The following is a 15,238-nucleotide window of genomic DNA, read 5'->3' as shown; positions in this document are numbered from 1 at the left end:
GGTGCCGCCGCCCGTAGGTAGCGTAGCGGGGAGGGGGTGTCGCGAGATTCTGAGGAACAACCCCATGCAAGGGGCATTTCCAGCGACACGTTCCTTGTTATGGTTGAGCTATAGCTCGGCGAGAAACGCTTCGATGTCGGCGAAGTAATTCGACCAGGTCGGCGCGACGAAGCGGCCGGCGCGTGCCTTACCGGCCTGGAAGGCACCTGAATTTTCGTCCGCCAGTTCGAGAATGGCTCTTTGCCAGGCCGGCGCATCCAAAGGCGAAAGCAGCGTCGCGCAATCGTGGGCGATTTCCTGGAAGACGGGAATGTCCGACGCAACGGCCGGCGTGCCGACGGAGAGCGCTTCGACGACCGGCAGGCCATAGCCTTCGCCGAAAGTCGGCATCAGCAAGGCGCGGGCATTGCGGACGAGCTGTTGCAGGTGGACCGACGGAACGCCGGAAACTTCGGCCACATGGGTCTTCAGCGCCGGCGCGCGCTCGAGCATGTCGACCACCTGTTCACATTCCCATCCACGGCCGCCGACGATGAGCAAACGCGGCGCATTGGGATTTTGAGCGACCATCTCGCGCCAGATTTGCAGCAGCAGCAGATGGTTCTTACGCGGCTCGACGGTGCCGACGATGACGAAATAGGGATGGCCACCGGCGGTCGCCGTGGTGCTTTGCAGAGCGGCGGTTTCAAGGGGCGAGGGGAAGTGCCCGACATGAATGGGCCGTTGCGGCGCGCCCATGCGCTTGAGTTCTTCTTGCAGGCGCACCTTGACCGTTTCCGCCGATACGAGAAAGGCGTTGGCGTGATGGGATGCGGTTTGAAGACGCCGCCGAAACAGTTCGAGATTCCCGGCGCGGAAATATTCCGGATAGTCGATCGAGAGCAGATCGTAGATGTAGAAAACCTTCTTCAGGTCCGGTCGGCTGTCGAGCCAGCGCAGCTTGGCGGGCTTTTCGAGAATGTGCTGGGCGATGTTGAGATAGACCGTGCCCTGCGGCAGCTCGACTGAAGGATTGTGAGCGATGCGGTTCAGGGTCATCAGGGCCGAGCGCTGATGCTTGCGCAGAGTGGACTGACGGGGCGGCTCGCCCTGGGGGATGCTCAGCGGCGCGCCGGGTTTGGTCGCCAGCCATTCCGTGAGGGCCCGAAGCGTCGTCTCGTCGCCGGCCCCGGGCTTTTCCTGCCAAAAATGTTCCGCGAGTTCGACGAGGCGGCTGGTTCGGCGCAGAGAATGGCGGTGGAAAGGGCCAAACAGCCCATAATGCAACCCGCCAACGACCTTGGCCTGCCGGCCCGGCACGTGTTCGGCGCCGAAATGGCGTGCGAAAGCCAGATCAATGCGATCAATGCCGGTTGGTGTCGGCACCGTGAGGCGCGAAACCAAGTGCGTGATGTCGAAGGTGACGTGAAAGGGCGAGGGCAAGGGCGATCTTTGGCGCGGGGAATCAGAACAATGTCAATAAATAGCCATAGAATCAAGAGATTGGCGACCGGAGATTAGGACGTATATGGAAGTAAACTATGGTCATGATTTTTGATGGTCGTGAAAGCGATAACTTGCCGGCTCCTCAGGGCGTTATCTGGACCATTCGCTAATCTTTTGGTAACGAAAATTGGCGGAGATGGCCCATTCTAAGGGCTGCTCCGGCAGTGAATTTCTAGTGTTTAAAAGGGGTCTGGGTGAAGAGACCAGCCGCACACGTCCAGCGGACAGAGGCAGGGGATATCCCCTTCAAGCTGTCGCACGCCCTTCCTTGGCTCCAAGATTACGCGTTTGACGTCTGGTCCAATGCTGGTCGTGATCCCAACGGTGGCTTTTTCGAACGGCTCGACCTGTCTGGTCAGCCGACCGCCGATGCGCGTCGCGTGCGCGTCCAGGCTCGTCAGATTTTTTGTTTTGCGCAAGCGGGAGACTTGGGCTGGCAAGGCGACTGGCAGACCCAGGTTAATCACGGTCTTGACTATATAGCCCGGCATGGCCTCGACGATCGTGGTTATTTGCGTGGTTTGATCGACGTTGATGGCCGTCCCGTTGAAACGCCGCCGGATCTCTATGATCAGGCCTTTTATTTGCTGGCCTTGGCTCACAGCTACCGGGTGACGGGTGCGCCGAAATATCGGCGACTGGCGCTCGATCTGCTGCAGAATTTGCGCCGCGATTTCAGTCATCCGTTAGGCGGTTTTCTGGATACGCCGGTTAACCGGGACCGGTTGCGCGCCAATCCGCACATGCACCTGCTCGAAGCCGCCTTGGCTTGGGTTGAGATTAGCGATGCGGACGCCTGGCGAGAGCTCGCTACAGAAATCGCCGAACTGTGCCAAAATCGTTTGATCGATCGCCGGATCGGGGCGTTGTTGGAATATTTCAACGCTGATTGGTCGCCCATTGATGTGGGTTCGCTGGCCTATATCGAACCGGGGCATCAGTTTGAGTGGTGCTGGCTGCTGACCCGTTATGAAGCGCTGGTTGGCGAGGTCGACGCGTCCGTTTATCGAACCCTTTTCGAGATCGGCGAGCAACACGGCGTGTGTCCGCAACGCGGCGTCGCCATTGATGAGCTGCGGCGTGACCTGACATGGAAGCAGGGGCAGGCCCGCCTTTGGCCTCAGACCGAACGGCTGAAAGCGGCTGTCGCGCTGGCGCAGATGTCGACGGGGGCCGATCGGAATATCCACTTGGCACAGGCGCGCGAAGCCGTAGCGGGGCTTGGCCTTTATTTTACGGGGGTCCCGAAGGGGCTTTGGCGTGACAAGCTGTTGCAGGACGGGTCTTTCGTCGACGAGCCGGTTCCTGCCAGTTCGTTCTACCATATCGTCCATGCCATCGCGGAGCTGTCACGCAGCGATCTGGACGTCGCTCGTCAGGGGACGGAAGCGAAAGCTCCCCTCAAACTGGTGGAGCCTGCTTTCCGCTAGCGTTTGACGGATTAAACGCCGCAAAAGACGCCTCAAAACAAAACTTCCAGCCAAAATCGCGTTTCTATTGGAACGCGATTTTCATTAAGTGGCGGATATAGGCCGCCAGAGGCGCATGGCTTATTGTGGCCACCGCTGACCGATTTCGTGGAGATACCTGTGACGAATGCCGCCCAGATCATTCCGGTTATCCTGAGCGGCGGCAGCGGCACACGGCTTTGGCCGCTCTCGACCACGCAAAAGCCCAAGCAATTTCATCGGCTCATCGACGACAACACGATGTTTCAGCAGACGTGTTTGCGGGTATCGCCGCAGGTCGATGGTCGTTTCGGTAGCCCGGTGGTCATCTGCAATGCGCGCCACGAGGACTATGTCATCGAACAGCTCGAGGAAGCGTCGATTACGACCGGCACGGTGATCACTGAGCCAACGGGGCGCAACAGCGCGCCGGCCATTGCGATTGCCAGCCTGCATGCTCAGGCGACGGATCCCGAAGCGATCCTCCTTATTCTGCCGTCGGATCACGCTATTCCCGACCCGCAGCAGTTTCGGGACAGCATTTTCCATGGCATTGCTGCGGCGCAACGGGATTTTATCGTGACGCTGGGCATTCGCCCCACCGGCCCCGAGACCGGTTATGGTTATATCAATGCGGGTGAGAGGCTCGATGCGCATGCGGCGAAAGTGAAACGTTTCGTCGAGAAGCCGGATCGCGAAACGGCGGAGGGCTATCTTGCCGCTGGCGATTATCTCTGGAACGCGGGCATGTTTCTGTTCAAAGCGTCGGCGATGCTGGCGGCATTGAAGGATCATGCGCCGGATCTTCTCGCACAAGCACAGGTGGCTTATGCGGCCGCCAAGCCGAAAGGCCGGCATGTTCGCTTGCCTCTCGACCAGTTCAGCAAGTGCCGGTCGATTTCCATCGACTATGCGGTGATGGAAAAGGCCGCCAATGTCGCGGTGGTTCCGGTCGATTTCGCCTGGAGCGACCTTGGATCCTGGGGATCGATCTGGGAGCAATCTCCCCGTGACGGTGAAAACAACAGCCTGCATGGAGCGGCTGTGGCGTCCGACAGCCGCAACAATCTGATTTTCGCCGAAGGCATTCCCGTCGGCGTCATCGGCGTCGAGGGATTGGTGGTGGTGGCCACGCCCAACGGCGTGCTCGTCGTGCCGCGCGACCGGACCGAGGAAGTCCGTAAAATCGTCGACGCGTTGCTGCCCAACAACTAGGGCGAAGGGTGTTTCCGTAAAACGTACTTTTGTCGGGAAGCCCTTATTTCTGACGGGTCTTCAGTGCGTTTGATAAACCTGTCAAACGTTGAAACGCCGTCATCGCAATATTTTGCACCTGCCGTAGTTCACAAAATTACGATTTCACGCGGTTCTTCATTCCGGTTAGTCTCATTCTAGAAAGCGTCGACCAGATCCCTGGCGGCGCGTGATCCAGGGAGAGACCGGCATGGCGAGGCTGAATGTCAACGGAAAGTCCTATACCGCGGACGTTGATCCAGATACGCCGCTTCTGTGGGTTTTGCGCGACTCGCTTGGATTGACCGGCACCAAATATGGCTGCGGCGTTGCCCAATGTGGCGCCTGCACGGTCCATATCGATGGCGAGGCGATGCGCTCGTGCTCCGTTCCTGTGAATATGGCCGAGGGTAAAAAGGTCACCACTATCGAAGGTCTCGCCGTCAAGGGCGTGTTGACGAAGGTGCAGAAGGCCTGGCTCGACAATGAAGTTCCGCAGTGTGGCTATTGTCAGAGCGGTATGATCATGGCGGTCACGGCTCTGCTGAAGGAAAAGCCGAAGCCCACCGACGCCGATATCGATGCAACGCTCACCAATATCTGTCGCTGCGGCACCTATCAGCAGGTGCGCGAAGCGATCCATGCAGCGGCGAAAGCGTGAGGAGGCGGGCATGAACGAGATGCTCAGATTCGACCGTCGCGCCTTTCTGGTCGGCGCTGCCGCTGCTTCTGGCGGTTTCTCCCTCGGCTTCAGTACCAACGGTGCGCAGGCCGCCGATGCGACACCAGAAGTCAATGCCTGGGTCGTCGTGAAACCGAACGATACCGTCGTCATTCGTATTGCCCGCTCGGAAATGGGGCAGGGCTCCCTCACCGGCCTCGCGCAAATGGTGGCCGAGGAATTGGAATGCGATTGGTCGAAGGTGACATGGGAATATCCGACGCCAGGCCAGAACACGGCGCGCAAGCGGATATGGGGCAATTACAACTCCACCGGTAGCCAAAGCATTCGCCAATCGCAGGACTATGTGCGCAAAGGCGGTGCGGCGGCGCGCGAAATGCTCATCCAGGCTGCGGCCAACAATTGGAAAGTGGCGGCAGCCGAATGTAGCGCGGCCAACAGCATCATCACCCACCAGAAAAGCGGTCGAAAGACGAGCTTCGGCAAAGTGGCTGCCGCCGCTGCGAAACTCGAGCCGCCGAAGGATGTGGTGCTTAAGGATCCGAAGGACTGGAAGCTGATCGGCAAGGGCGTCAAGCGTCTCGACACCTATGACAAGCTGATCGGCAAGCAGGTTTATAGCATCGACCTTCGCCTGCCGAACATGCTCATCGCGACGATCAAGGATTGTCCGGTGAATGGCGGCAAGCTGACGTCCTTTGATGCCGACAAAGTGAAAGGCATGCGCGGCGTCAAGGCGGTGCTGCGTGTGTCGGATAGCAGCGTTGCCGTTGTCGCCGATACGTTCTGGAACGCAAAGACCGCGCTCGATGCCCTGCCGATGGTTTGGGATATGGGCGAGAATGCGAAAGTCTCAAGCGCTTCCATCGCCGACATGTTGAAGGAAGGGCTTTCAGCCGAGCAAACCTATATCGGCAACAGGCAAGGCGATGCGGCGGGTGCGATTGCCGGCGCCGCCAAAAAGGTGGAGGCCGTCTACTCCTTCCCCTATCAGCACCATGTGACGATGGAGCCGATGAACGCCACGGCGCGGTACACGCCGGAAAAATGCGAGGTCTGGTGTCCGACGCAAAATGGCGAGGGCGCGCTGGCCGCGGTGGCGGAAGCTTCTGGTCTGCCGGTCAGCCAATGTGACGTGTACAAAGTCCACCTCGGCGGCGGTTTCGGCCGGCGCGGGCGCACCGACTATGTGACCCAGGCGGTGCGTATCGCCAAACAGATGCCCGGTACGCCGGTGAAGCTCATCTGGACGCGCGAAGAGGATATGGCCCATTGCGCCTATCATCCGATCACGCAGTGCAAGCTCACGGCTGGCCTCGATGCGGACGGCAAGGTGACGGGCCTGCAGATGCGCATCTCCGGGCAATCGATCCTGGCTTCGCTGCTGCCGCAGGCGCTGCAGAACGGCATGGATCCGATCGTCTTCCAGGGACTGACACCGAGCAGTCCGGAAGGGCATCTGGGTTACGACATCCCGAATGTTCTGATCGATCACGCGATGCGTAACACGCACATCCTCGCCGGCTTCTGGCGTGGCGTGAACCTCAACCAGAATGCGCTTTACCTGGAATCCTTCATCGACGAACTGGCGAAGGAAGCAGGGCAGGATCCGTTGGAGTTCCGGCGCAAGATGCTGAAGCCGAAACATCGGGCCGTGCTCGATGCCGCGGCGGCCAAGGCGAATTATGGCAATGCGTCGAAGGGTATCTTCCAAGGCGTGGCGCAGATCATGGGCTATGGCAGCTATGTCGCCGCCGTTGCCGATGTATCGGTCAGCGACGGCGGTCAGCTCAAGATCCATCGCATCGTCGGTGCGACGGACTGCGGCTATGCGGTCAATCCGGCGCAGATCGAGCGCCAGATCGCCGGCTCCTTCGTCTACGGCTTGTCGGCGTCGCTGTACGGCGAAATCACCATCAAGGATGGAGCGGTCGAGCAGCAGAATCTCGACAGCTACACACTGATGCGCATCGATGAAATGCCGAGGGTTGAAAGCGTGATCGTGCCGAGTGGCGGCTTCTGGGGTGGCGTCGGTGAACCGACCATTGCTGTCGCGGCACCGGCCGTTCTGAATGGTATCGCCAGGGCGACCGGCAAGCGCGTTCGCGACATGCCGCTGGTGAAGCATAGTTTGAAGAACACATAAGTCACAGGAGGCAGACCCATGGTCCGCCTTTTTCGATATGCAGCACTTGGTTCGTTGCTGGCGCTTTTCATGGGTGCCGCGACGGTGATCAGTCTCCCGGCGGCGGCTCAATCTCTGGTGCCGCCGCCGGGGGCTTTGTCCTGCACGGGCTGTCACCCGATCGATCCCAAGGTGAACAGTCCCGTCACCCGCCTTGACGGGCGCGATGCCGAGCAAATCACCGATGCCGTCCTTGCGTTCAAAGCCGGCAAAATGCCGGCAACCGTGATGGACCGGATCGCCAAGGGGTTTACCGACGAGGAAATCCGCGCCATCGCCGCCTGGTATGCGAAGCGGAAGGAATGAGCGACGCATGAAACGCAAGATCGACAGGCGAACCTTCGTCGCGGGCGCCGCGGCTGGCGCTTCAGCCGCTGTGCTGGCGCGTCCGGCCATCGCCCAGGGCGTCAGCGGCAATGTGGTGATCATCGGCGGCGGTTTTGCCGGCTCCACCTGTGCCCGCGTACTCAGCAGCGTGCCTGGCAATCTGAAAGTGACCTTGATCGAGCCGAACGAGACTTACACGGCTTGTCCGTTCAGCAATCTGGTGATCGCGGGACTACGCGACATTCACCAACAGGAATTCGGATACGAACAGCTTGCCTTTCGTGGCGTCAAAGTCGTCCACGCCAGTGCGTCTGGCGTGGATGCCGATAAAAAGCAGGTTACGCTGTCGGACGGCACGTCACTCACTTACGATCGGCTGATCGTCGCGCCCGGCATCGACATCCGCTGGGACGGCTTGCCCGGATATAATGAAGCCGCCGCCGACATCATGCCCCATGCGTGGAAAGCTGGGCCGCAAACGATCCTGTTGCGTCAACAGCTGGAGGCGATGGAGGACGGTGGCGTCGTCGTCATGACCTCACCGGAGAATCCTTTCCGCTGTCCGCCGGGCCCCTATGAACGTGCCAGCCTCATCGCGAATTATCTGAAAACCAAGAAGCCAAAATCTAAACTGCTGCTGCTCGATTCCAAGGACGTGTTCTCCAAGCAGCGTCTGTTCCTGAATGCCTGGAAAGAACTCTATGGCGATCTACTGGAGTGGGTGTCGTTGTCCTCCGGCGGCAAGGTGACTTCGGTCGATCCGCAATCGATGGTTTTGAGGACCGATTTCGCGACCCATAAAGCGAATGTCGCCAATGTCATTCCGCCGCAGAAGGCCGGACATATCGCCGAAGTGGCGGGTGTGACGGATCGCAGCGGCTGGTGTCCGATCGATCCGGTCTCGTTCGAATCCCGCTTGCGTCCTGGCATCCACGTGGTCGGCGATGCAGCGATTGCGGGGGCCATGCCGAAGTCTGCCTTCGCGGCCAATGCGCAGGCGAAAGCTTGTGCCGTCGCAGTGGCCATGATGCTGGCGGATAAGCCACCGATCGAGCCGCGCCTGATCAACACCTGTTATAGCCTAGTTGCGCCGGATTACGGCATCACCGTTGCCGGCGTGTATAAGCCGACCAACGGTCAGCTTCTCGATATTCCAGGGGCAGGCGGGACGAGCCCGCTTGATGCGCCTGCGGATTTTCGCAAGCAGGAGGCTGACTACGCATCGGGCTGGTTCAGAACGATTACGGCGGAAGTCTTTGGCTAGGCTTGCGATCATTTCGATGGGTGCGCTGGCGACGGTTTTTGGCGCCGCATCGGCACAGGAAGCGCTCGTACCGTTCAAGGTTGAAGGAGATGCGATCCAGCAGTCTCTGACCGGTCAGCCTGGCGATCCGGCGGAAGGACGCCGCATCGTCATCAGCCGGCAGAGCGGCTTGTGCCTGTTGTGTCATTCGGGTCCGTTTCCGGATGAGCGGTTTCAGGGCACGCTGGCGCCCAGTCTGGCAGGGGCTGGCGCGCGCTGGACCGCTGGCCAGTTGCGGTTGCGGCTTGTCGATGGGCGGCGTTTGAACCCGGACACGATCATGCCATCCTATTATGTGCTGGATGGCGCGGTTCGCGTGGCGCCGAGTTTCGCCGCCAAGACCATTTTGAATGCGGCGCAGATTGAAGATGTCGTAGCCTTTCTCTCCACGTTGCGTGATTGAGACCGATAGAATGATTGAGACACGGCGCATATTCCTGGTTCGTTCGGCGGGCTTTCTGGCCTTGGCCGGTGGCGCGCTTTCGGGCGCACCGAGCCTGGCGACACCGCAAGCGATGGCCGCATTGATCGCGGAAATCGCGGCCGGACGGGAGATCAAGAAGGGCAAAGTCACGCTCGATCTGCCGCCGTTGATCGACAATGGTAATGCGGTGCCGATGACGGTGACGGTCGACAGCCCGATGAGCGAACGCGATTATGTGAAGACAATCCATGTGGTGAACGAGAAGAATCCACAACCGCATGTCATTGTCTGCCACCTCGGCCCACGCGCCGGCCGGGCCGCGTTCTCGACCCGCATCAAATTGGCCGATGCTCAAACGGTGACGGCCATCGTGGAAATGAGCGACGGGACGCTCTGGATGGACTCGGCCAATGTCATTGTGACACTCGCCGCCTGCCTGGAGGATATTCTCTGATGGCCCGCGCGCTGATCAACGTTCCGCAGCAGGCTAAGCCCGGTGAGGTCATCGAGATCAAGGCCTTGATCTCGCATCCGATGGAAACGGGCTTTCGCGTCGGCCATAATGGCCAGCTCATTCCCCGCGACATCGTGCAGACATTCACCTGCACCTATGACGGTGAGGACATCTTCAAGGCTGACTATTCCCCAGCGATCGCGGCCAATCCCTTTATTTCTTTCTTCACGCGAGCGACGAAGAGCGGCGACATCGTTCTCACCTGGCGGGGAGACAACGGCTTTGAAGCGTCAGAAACCGTTCATATCCAGGTTGCATGAAAATCGGCGGCGCCCTTGTTCTTTTGCTTTCGGTGACCGCGGGGCTCGCTGCGGAGATCGCGCCGGCTGATCGCAAGTCCGGGTTCGAATTCATGGGGCGTGATACGCAAGCCATGCAGACGGACGACACATCAAATCCGGGCATGCTTAATGTCCTCGATGGCGGGGCACTGTGGGAGCGGCCGGAGGGGGCGGACAAGAAGGCGTGCGCGTCCTGTCATGGCGATGCCAGCCAGAGCATGAAGGGCGTCGCGGCGCGTTATCCAACCTTCGATATAACGGCGGGGAAAGTCGTCGATCTCGAACAGCGGATCAATCTGTGCCGGCGCGATCATCAAAAGGCGCCGGAGCTGGCTTATGAAAGCCGCGACCTTCTGGCACTCTCGGCCTTTGTCGCGCGCCAGTCGCGCGGCCAGCCCATCGCGACCGCCAATGATGCGCGCAACGCCACCGCTCTGACGCAAGGGCGCAAGCTGTTCAACGAACGCATGGGCCAGCTCAATCTGTCCTGCGCGATCTGCCACGATGACAATTGGGGTCAGAAGCTCGGCGGCACATCGATTCCGCAGGGACATCCCAACGGCTATCCGCTCTATCGGCTTGAGTGGCAGGCGATGGGTTCGCTGCAACGCCGCTTGCGCAACTGCATGATCGGTATGCGCGCCGAACCGTTTTCCTACGGGTCGCCGGAATTCATCGCACTGGAGCTGTTCCTGATGGAGCGTGCGCAGGGCATGGCGATGGAATCGCCAGCGGTGCGGCCCTAATCATCGGTCTTCGCTGGCATTCTGCTGAAATAGCTCGATTTTCTGAGCTATTTAGAAAACCGCGGTTCGGGGTTGGAACATCACGCGTTTTGGTTTAATTAGCATATGATTAGCCAATTAAGCTGCCGGCGATGAACATCGTCGCGCGGACGGGCGAGGGAAGGGGCAGGGATGGGTCGCGGCCGCAAAGCCACTGCGCGCGAAAATTCCGGAAATTTTGACGTCCGGCGGTCGACGGAATGTCGGCCGTGACGTCAGATCATGCCCGGAAATACGAGGCTCGTGGCGGAGGCGGACACGGCGACCTCGCCAGCCGCATTCTGCAATTCTCCTTCGAACATGACGACATAGCCCTTGTGGCTCGGCTTCGGCGTGACCGACGCCACAGTCCAGCGGATGCGCATCGGCTCGTCGGCGAGAACCGCGCGACGAAAGCGGTAGGACATGTCCATACCCAGGCTGGCGGTCCGCTCGGTGACGATGCCGGCGGTGCGGCCGATCATGATGCTCGACGTGTGGGCGCCACAGGCGATCAATTTGCCGAAACGGCTTTGCCGCGCGAAGGCCTCGTCGTGATGCAGCGGATTGGTGTCGCCGACCAAGGTGGCGAAGCTGCGGATGCCCGCGGCATCAAAGACGACATCGCTGTCGAACGTCTCGCCCACTGCAAAGGGGCAGGGCCAGACCGCATCGGGCGTCGCAACTTCGGACTGAGACATCGGAAACCTTTTCAAGCTGGGGCAGGTGTGTTGCCCAAATTGGAAGGGGATCAACCTAGCGCCCTGAACGGGCAGGCTCTACTGCTTCCTGGCTCAAATATTGTCTAGCTTTAGCTTTGCCGTCAACGGAGGAAACGCATGATTATTGACTGCCATGCCCATGTGAGCGCACCCACGGCTCTCTGGGCGTATAAAGCTTCGATCCTGTCGCATCGTGGTGCGCACGGACGCGGCAAAGTCGAAGTCACCGACGATGAGATCAAGGCCGCCTATTTCAAAAAGGAAATGGGTCCGGTCGGTCATATCCCGATGATGGAAAAGAACGGCATCGACAAGCAGCTTATCTCGCCGCGACCGTTCCAGATGATGCACAGCTTCGAGCCGCAGCGGATCGTGCATTGGTTCACGGAAGAGACGAACAATATCATTGCCCGTTCCGTGCAACTGTTTCCGGACAAGTTCTTCGGCGTTTGCGGCCTGCCGCAGTCCGCCGGTGCGGCGATCGAGACGGTACTGCCGGAGCTCGAACGTTGCATCACCAAGCTTGGTTTCAAGGGCTGCCTGCTCAACCCCGATCCTTATGAGAACGGTGGCCAGGAAGCACCGGGCCTGGGCGAGCGCTATTGGTATCCGCTCTATGAAAAGCTGTGTGAACTGGATGTGCCCGCGCATATCCATGCGACCGGCTCGAAGTCCGAGCGCACGCCTTACACGCTGCATTTCATCAACGAAGAATCGATCGCGGTTTACAACCTTGCGAAATCCAACGTGTTCAAGGATTTCCCGAAGCTGAAGATCGTCGTTTCGCACGGTGGTGGCGCGATTCCCTATCAGATCGGCCGCTTCATGCGCACCCCTGACTTCCTCGAAGGCATGCGCAATCTCTATTACGACACCGTGCTTTACACGGAAGCGGGCTTGCGCCTGCTGATCGAGACGGTGGGTGTGGACCGCTGCATTTACGGCGCGGAATGCCCGGGCGTCGGCTCGGGCCTCAACCCGAAGACCGGCAGCACCTGGGACGATATCGTGCCGATCATCAAGAAGTTCGACTGGCTGAGCGAAGCCGACAAGAAGACGATTCTGTCGGACAACGCGACCAAGGTGTTCAAGCTCTAAGTCGACGTTTTGGTGGAAAACAAAAGCGCCGGCCGGATTTTCCGGCCGGCGTTTGCTTTTTATGCGAGGTGGAAGAGCTTTGCGGCGTTGTTCCAGCCAACATCGGCGCGCACGTTTTCGGGTACCGCAACGTCGTCCATGAACTTGCCGGCGGTCACCCAGTTCTCGAACGGATAGTCGGCCGAGAACATGACGCGCGATTGGCCGAGTGCCGCGATGGAGCAATTCAACGGTTCGGCCGAATACATGCCCGAGAGCGTGACATACATGTTCTCGCGGATGTAGTCGGAGGGTTCGCGTTTCAGCTTCACGCCATAAAGCTTGGCGCGGCTGTCGAGCCGCCACAGCAGGAAGGGCATGGTCTCGCCGAGATGCCCGACGGCCAGAATGGCCTTGGGGAAGCGATCGAACACGCCACCGAACACCATGCGCAGCACATGGGTGCCGGTTTCCACCGTCCAGCCCCAGGTGGCGCGGCGCAAGGCGTCATAGCCATCGAAGGATTTGTATTGCTCCGGCGGATCGGCCGGATGCAGATAGACCGGCACCTGCAATTCCTCGGCCTTGGCCCAGAACGGATCGAACTGGCGCTCGTCGAGATAGTGGCCGAGGCTGTGGCCGTTGATCAGAGCGCCCTTGAAGCCGAGCTGCTTGACGCAGCGTTCCAGCTCCTTGGCGGCGGCATTGGCATCCTGCAAGGCGATATGCGCGAACGCGTAGAGGCGATCCTTGTTGGGAGCGATCTGCGCGGCCAGATGATCGTTGGCTTCCGAAGCGGTTTTCAGAGCGGTCGCCGTACTGGGCTCAACCTGAACGCCAGGCCCCGCGACGGACAGAATCGATTTGCCGATTCCCGCTTCGTCCATTTCACGCAGGCGCATCTCGCCATAGTCGAACAGGCGCGCGCGAATGCGATCGTAGATCTCCTTGGGTACGTCGGCCATCGTACCTTCCCAATAGGAGGCGAGGCCTGGAACCATGCAATGTTCTTCGAGCGCGATCTTCCTCAAAACCCTGTCTCCCTCATGTCGGCCCGTTTAAAATCGGCGCGATTATGCAGGGGGGCCGGCATCTGTCTAGAAGTCCGCCATGCGGTGCAGAGAGCGAAAGGGCCAAGCTACCAAGCGCAAATGCGGGTCTGGCTGTCGGTGTTGAACCAGCAGGCGAGGTCTTGTCTGTTGCGTTTGAACTTGCCGGGGAGAGCGACGTTTCGTCCCGTACCGACATTGACGAAGGCCGAGGCGATGCCGGGCTCTTCCATCACCAGGATATAGCGTGGCTTCTTGTTCGCGCTGATCTCGAAACTGCCGTCCTTGTCGGTGGAGCGGAAGTCGCAGTCATAATATCCATCGCTCGTCGTGAAGCAGCGGGCCAGTTTCGCTTCCGCCGTCGTCGGCAGAAGCAGCAGAGTGGCGGCCGCGCTCAATCGATAGAGGAGAGGCAAAGACATGAGTTCCCGGACCTCGCTTCGCTGGCTAAAGCGATTGAAATAGGAAGTGCCGGGTAAGATCAATAGAGGGGATTGTGCTGGCGTGGCCTTACGATGAGTGGAGCCGATTAAAGCCTGATGAAACCGCGTGGTAGCTGTTGCATGCGCTCGATGCCGGTTTCTGTGATCAACACCATTTCGCCACTTTGTACGCCGGCCTTGCCGTCCAGCGTCACCACGTTGGGTTGCACCACGACCAATTGTCCCGCCACGAAAGGCTGTTCGGGAATCGGGCCATTGGAGCGGGAGCGGGCGCCGAGGATCGGTGGGAAATAGCCCCCGCCATAGCCGTGCAGAATGTCGTCGATCACGGTGAAGCCGGCATCCTCGATCACGCCGGAAGCCTTGACCACATCGGCGGGGAGGGCGCCTGCGCGCAGGACGCCGGCCATCGCGTCGAAGGCTTTATCCGCTACCGCATAAAGCTCGCGATAAAGAGGTGTCGGCTCTTCATCGATCGTGAACGAGCGTAGAATTTGGCCGGAGTGATCCCAGAAGGTGGCGGTGATCTCAGAGAAAACGATATCGCCTTTCTGCAAGCGGCGCGTGGAGCAATATTGTCTGGGAACGGCCACTTGTGGATCGTGCATCGACGTGGTGCCAATATAGTGGATGACTGTTTGCCCACCGAGGCCGACGTAAGCACGCTCGATCGCATTGGCGAGTTCGCGTTCGTTGACGCCCGGTTGCGCCGTATCGCGCAGGGCTGCCATGCCGAGATCGGAAAAGTAAGCGCCGATCCTGAACCAGTCGCGTTCCTCTGCCGATTTGACAAGGCGCAGATTGACATAAGCGCGGTTGAGATTGACCAGCGGGCCAAAGCGTGTGCTGAGCGCGGCATGGGCATCGAAGCCCAAGGGGCCGATGATGCCGATGCGGCCGGGCTTGGCGCCGCGTTTGATCAGCTCCTCGATGAGATTGGCGGCGGTGTTCTCGCCAGCCCAGCGCATGTCCGCATCGAGTGCCATGCGGCGTGCCAGCGGCAGATGATTGAAGTAGTGGATGAAGACCGTGTCGCGCTCACCGGGCGTGAAGATGCCGGCGGCTTCGTTGGTGACCATCCATTGAGTCAGCCATTGCACAGCGGACCCAGCGCGGTGGGCGCCGTAGAAAATCAGATGGTCGACATTGTTCTCGGCCATCGTCGTGGCAACCGCCGTCCGGCGGCGCTGCATCTCGCCGTCCGAGAAGCGAGGATAATCGGTTTCAAGCAAGGCGCGCAGGTGTTCAGACAGGACAGGCATCATGGATCGCTATCCTTTGGCGAGATATTGAGAGTTGAA

16 protein-coding genes are annotated in these 15,238 nt (G+C 59.8%); 11 read left to right on the top strand and 5 right to left on the bottom strand.

Features of this window, described 5'->3' with window-relative positions; all coding sequences use genetic code 11:
• Positions 1-108: 108 nt before the first annotated feature.
• A complete protein-coding gene (locus OIM99_RS18890; protein WP_311851998.1) occupies positions 109-1,422 on the bottom strand; it encodes a glycosyltransferase family 1 protein in 1,314 nt (437 codons plus the stop codon).
• A 257-nt stretch (positions 1,423-1,679) separates the two neighbouring features.
• Here OIM99_RS18890 and OIM99_RS18885 point away from each other — a divergent pair, with 257 nt between their 5' ends.
• The 10 genes from OIM99_RS18885 (at position 1,680) to soxA (ending at position 10,628) form a co-directional block, all read left to right on the top strand.
• Positions 1,680-2,915, top strand: a complete 1,236-nt coding sequence (locus tag OIM99_RS18885) for an AGE family epimerase/isomerase (RefSeq protein ID WP_311851997.1) — start codon at positions 1,680-1,682, stop codon at positions 2,913-2,915.
• Between the two features lie 159 nt (positions 2,916-3,074).
• Complete coding sequence (locus tag OIM99_RS18880; protein WP_311851996.1) at positions 3,075-4,148, top strand: mannose-1-phosphate guanylyltransferase/mannose-6-phosphate isomerase; 1,074 nt, start codon at positions 3,075-3,077, stop codon at positions 4,146-4,148.
• 229 nt (positions 4,149-4,377) lie between these two features.
• On the top strand, positions 4,378-4,827 hold the full coding sequence (locus OIM99_RS18875) for a 2Fe-2S iron-sulfur cluster-binding protein (RefSeq protein WP_311851995.1): 450 nt from the start codon (positions 4,378-4,380) through the stop codon (positions 4,825-4,827).
• 10 nt (positions 4,828-4,837) lie between these two features.
• Positions 4,838-6,994 (top strand): molybdopterin cofactor-binding domain-containing protein, encoded by a 2,157-nt coding sequence (locus OIM99_RS18870; RefSeq protein WP_311851994.1) that lies wholly within the window; start codon positions 4,838-4,840, stop codon positions 6,992-6,994.
• 18 nt (positions 6,995-7,012) lie between these two features.
• Positions 7,013-7,339 carry a cytochrome C gene (locus OIM99_RS18865; protein ID WP_311851993.1) on the top strand — a complete coding sequence of 109 codons (327 nt, stop codon included), beginning with the start codon at positions 7,013-7,015 and terminating at the stop codon, positions 7,337-7,339.
• A gap of 7 nt (positions 7,340-7,346) precedes the next feature.
• Entirely contained in the window at positions 7,347-8,624 is a 1,278-nt protein-coding gene (locus OIM99_RS18860) for an NAD(P)/FAD-dependent oxidoreductase (RefSeq protein ID WP_311851992.1), read from the top strand.
• A 16-nt stretch (positions 8,625-8,640) separates the two neighbouring features.
• Positions 8,641-9,066 carry a sulfur oxidation c-type cytochrome SoxX gene (soxX, locus tag OIM99_RS18855; protein ID WP_311851991.1) on the top strand — a complete coding sequence of 142 codons (426 nt, stop codon included), beginning with the start codon at positions 8,641-8,643 and terminating at the stop codon, positions 9,064-9,066.
• 10 nt (positions 9,067-9,076) lie between these two features.
• Positions 9,077-9,541, top strand: a complete 465-nt coding sequence (locus tag OIM99_RS18850; protein WP_311851990.1) for a SoxY-related AACIE arm protein — start codon at positions 9,077-9,079, stop codon at positions 9,539-9,541.
• The gene (gene soxZ, locus OIM99_RS18845) at positions 9,541-9,861 is read left to right on the top strand and encodes a thiosulfate oxidation carrier complex protein SoxZ (protein WP_311851989.1); all 321 of its coding nucleotides are present in this window, start codon (positions 9,541-9,543) and stop codon (positions 9,859-9,861) included. The genes OIM99_RS18850 and soxZ overlap by 1 nt, the downstream gene beginning before the upstream one ends.
• A complete protein-coding gene (soxA, locus tag OIM99_RS18840; RefSeq protein ID WP_311851988.1) occupies positions 9,858-10,628 on the top strand; it encodes a sulfur oxidation c-type cytochrome SoxA in 771 nt (256 codons plus the stop codon). The genes soxZ and soxA overlap by 4 nt, the downstream gene beginning before the upstream one ends.
• A 254-nt stretch (positions 10,629-10,882) precedes the next feature.
• Here the strand turns inward: soxA and OIM99_RS18835 are convergent, their stop codons facing one another.
• A complete protein-coding gene (locus OIM99_RS18835) occupies positions 10,883-11,347 on the bottom strand; it encodes a MaoC family dehydratase (RefSeq protein ID WP_311851987.1) in 465 nt (154 codons plus the stop codon).
• 138 nt (positions 11,348-11,485) lie between these two features.
• Between OIM99_RS18835 and OIM99_RS18830 the strand changes: the two genes are divergently transcribed.
• The gene (locus tag OIM99_RS18830) at positions 11,486-12,466 is read left to right on the top strand and encodes an amidohydrolase family protein (protein ID WP_311851986.1); all 981 of its coding nucleotides are present in this window, start codon (positions 11,486-11,488) and stop codon (positions 12,464-12,466) included.
• A gap of 59 nt (positions 12,467-12,525) precedes the next feature.
• On the opposite strand, the gene OIM99_RS18825 is transcribed toward OIM99_RS18830, so the two are convergent.
• From OIM99_RS18825 to OIM99_RS18815, 3 genes are all read right to left on the bottom strand, one after another.
• The gene (locus OIM99_RS18825) at positions 12,526-13,476 is read right to left on the bottom strand and encodes an amidohydrolase family protein (RefSeq protein ID WP_311851985.1); all 951 of its coding nucleotides are present in this window, start codon (positions 13,474-13,476) and stop codon (positions 12,526-12,528) included.
• 107 nt (positions 13,477-13,583) lie between these two features.
• Complete coding sequence (locus tag OIM99_RS18820; RefSeq protein ID WP_311851984.1) at positions 13,584-13,916, bottom strand: hypothetical protein; 333 nt, start codon at positions 13,914-13,916, stop codon at positions 13,584-13,586.
• A gap of 107 nt (positions 13,917-14,023) precedes the next feature.
• Positions 14,024-15,199 (bottom strand): M24 family metallopeptidase, encoded by a 1,176-nt coding sequence (locus OIM99_RS18815; protein ID WP_311851983.1) that lies wholly within the window; start codon positions 15,197-15,199, stop codon positions 14,024-14,026.
• Between the last annotated feature and the right edge of the window lie 39 nt (positions 15,200-15,238).

Origin of the sequence: Methylocella sp. CPCC 101449 (assembly GCF_031921685.1) — a bacterium.
Classification (GTDB): Bacteria; Pseudomonadota; Alphaproteobacteria; order Rhizobiales; family Beijerinckiaceae; genus Terripilifer.
This window is presented reverse-complemented; position numbering and strand designations above follow the sequence as displayed.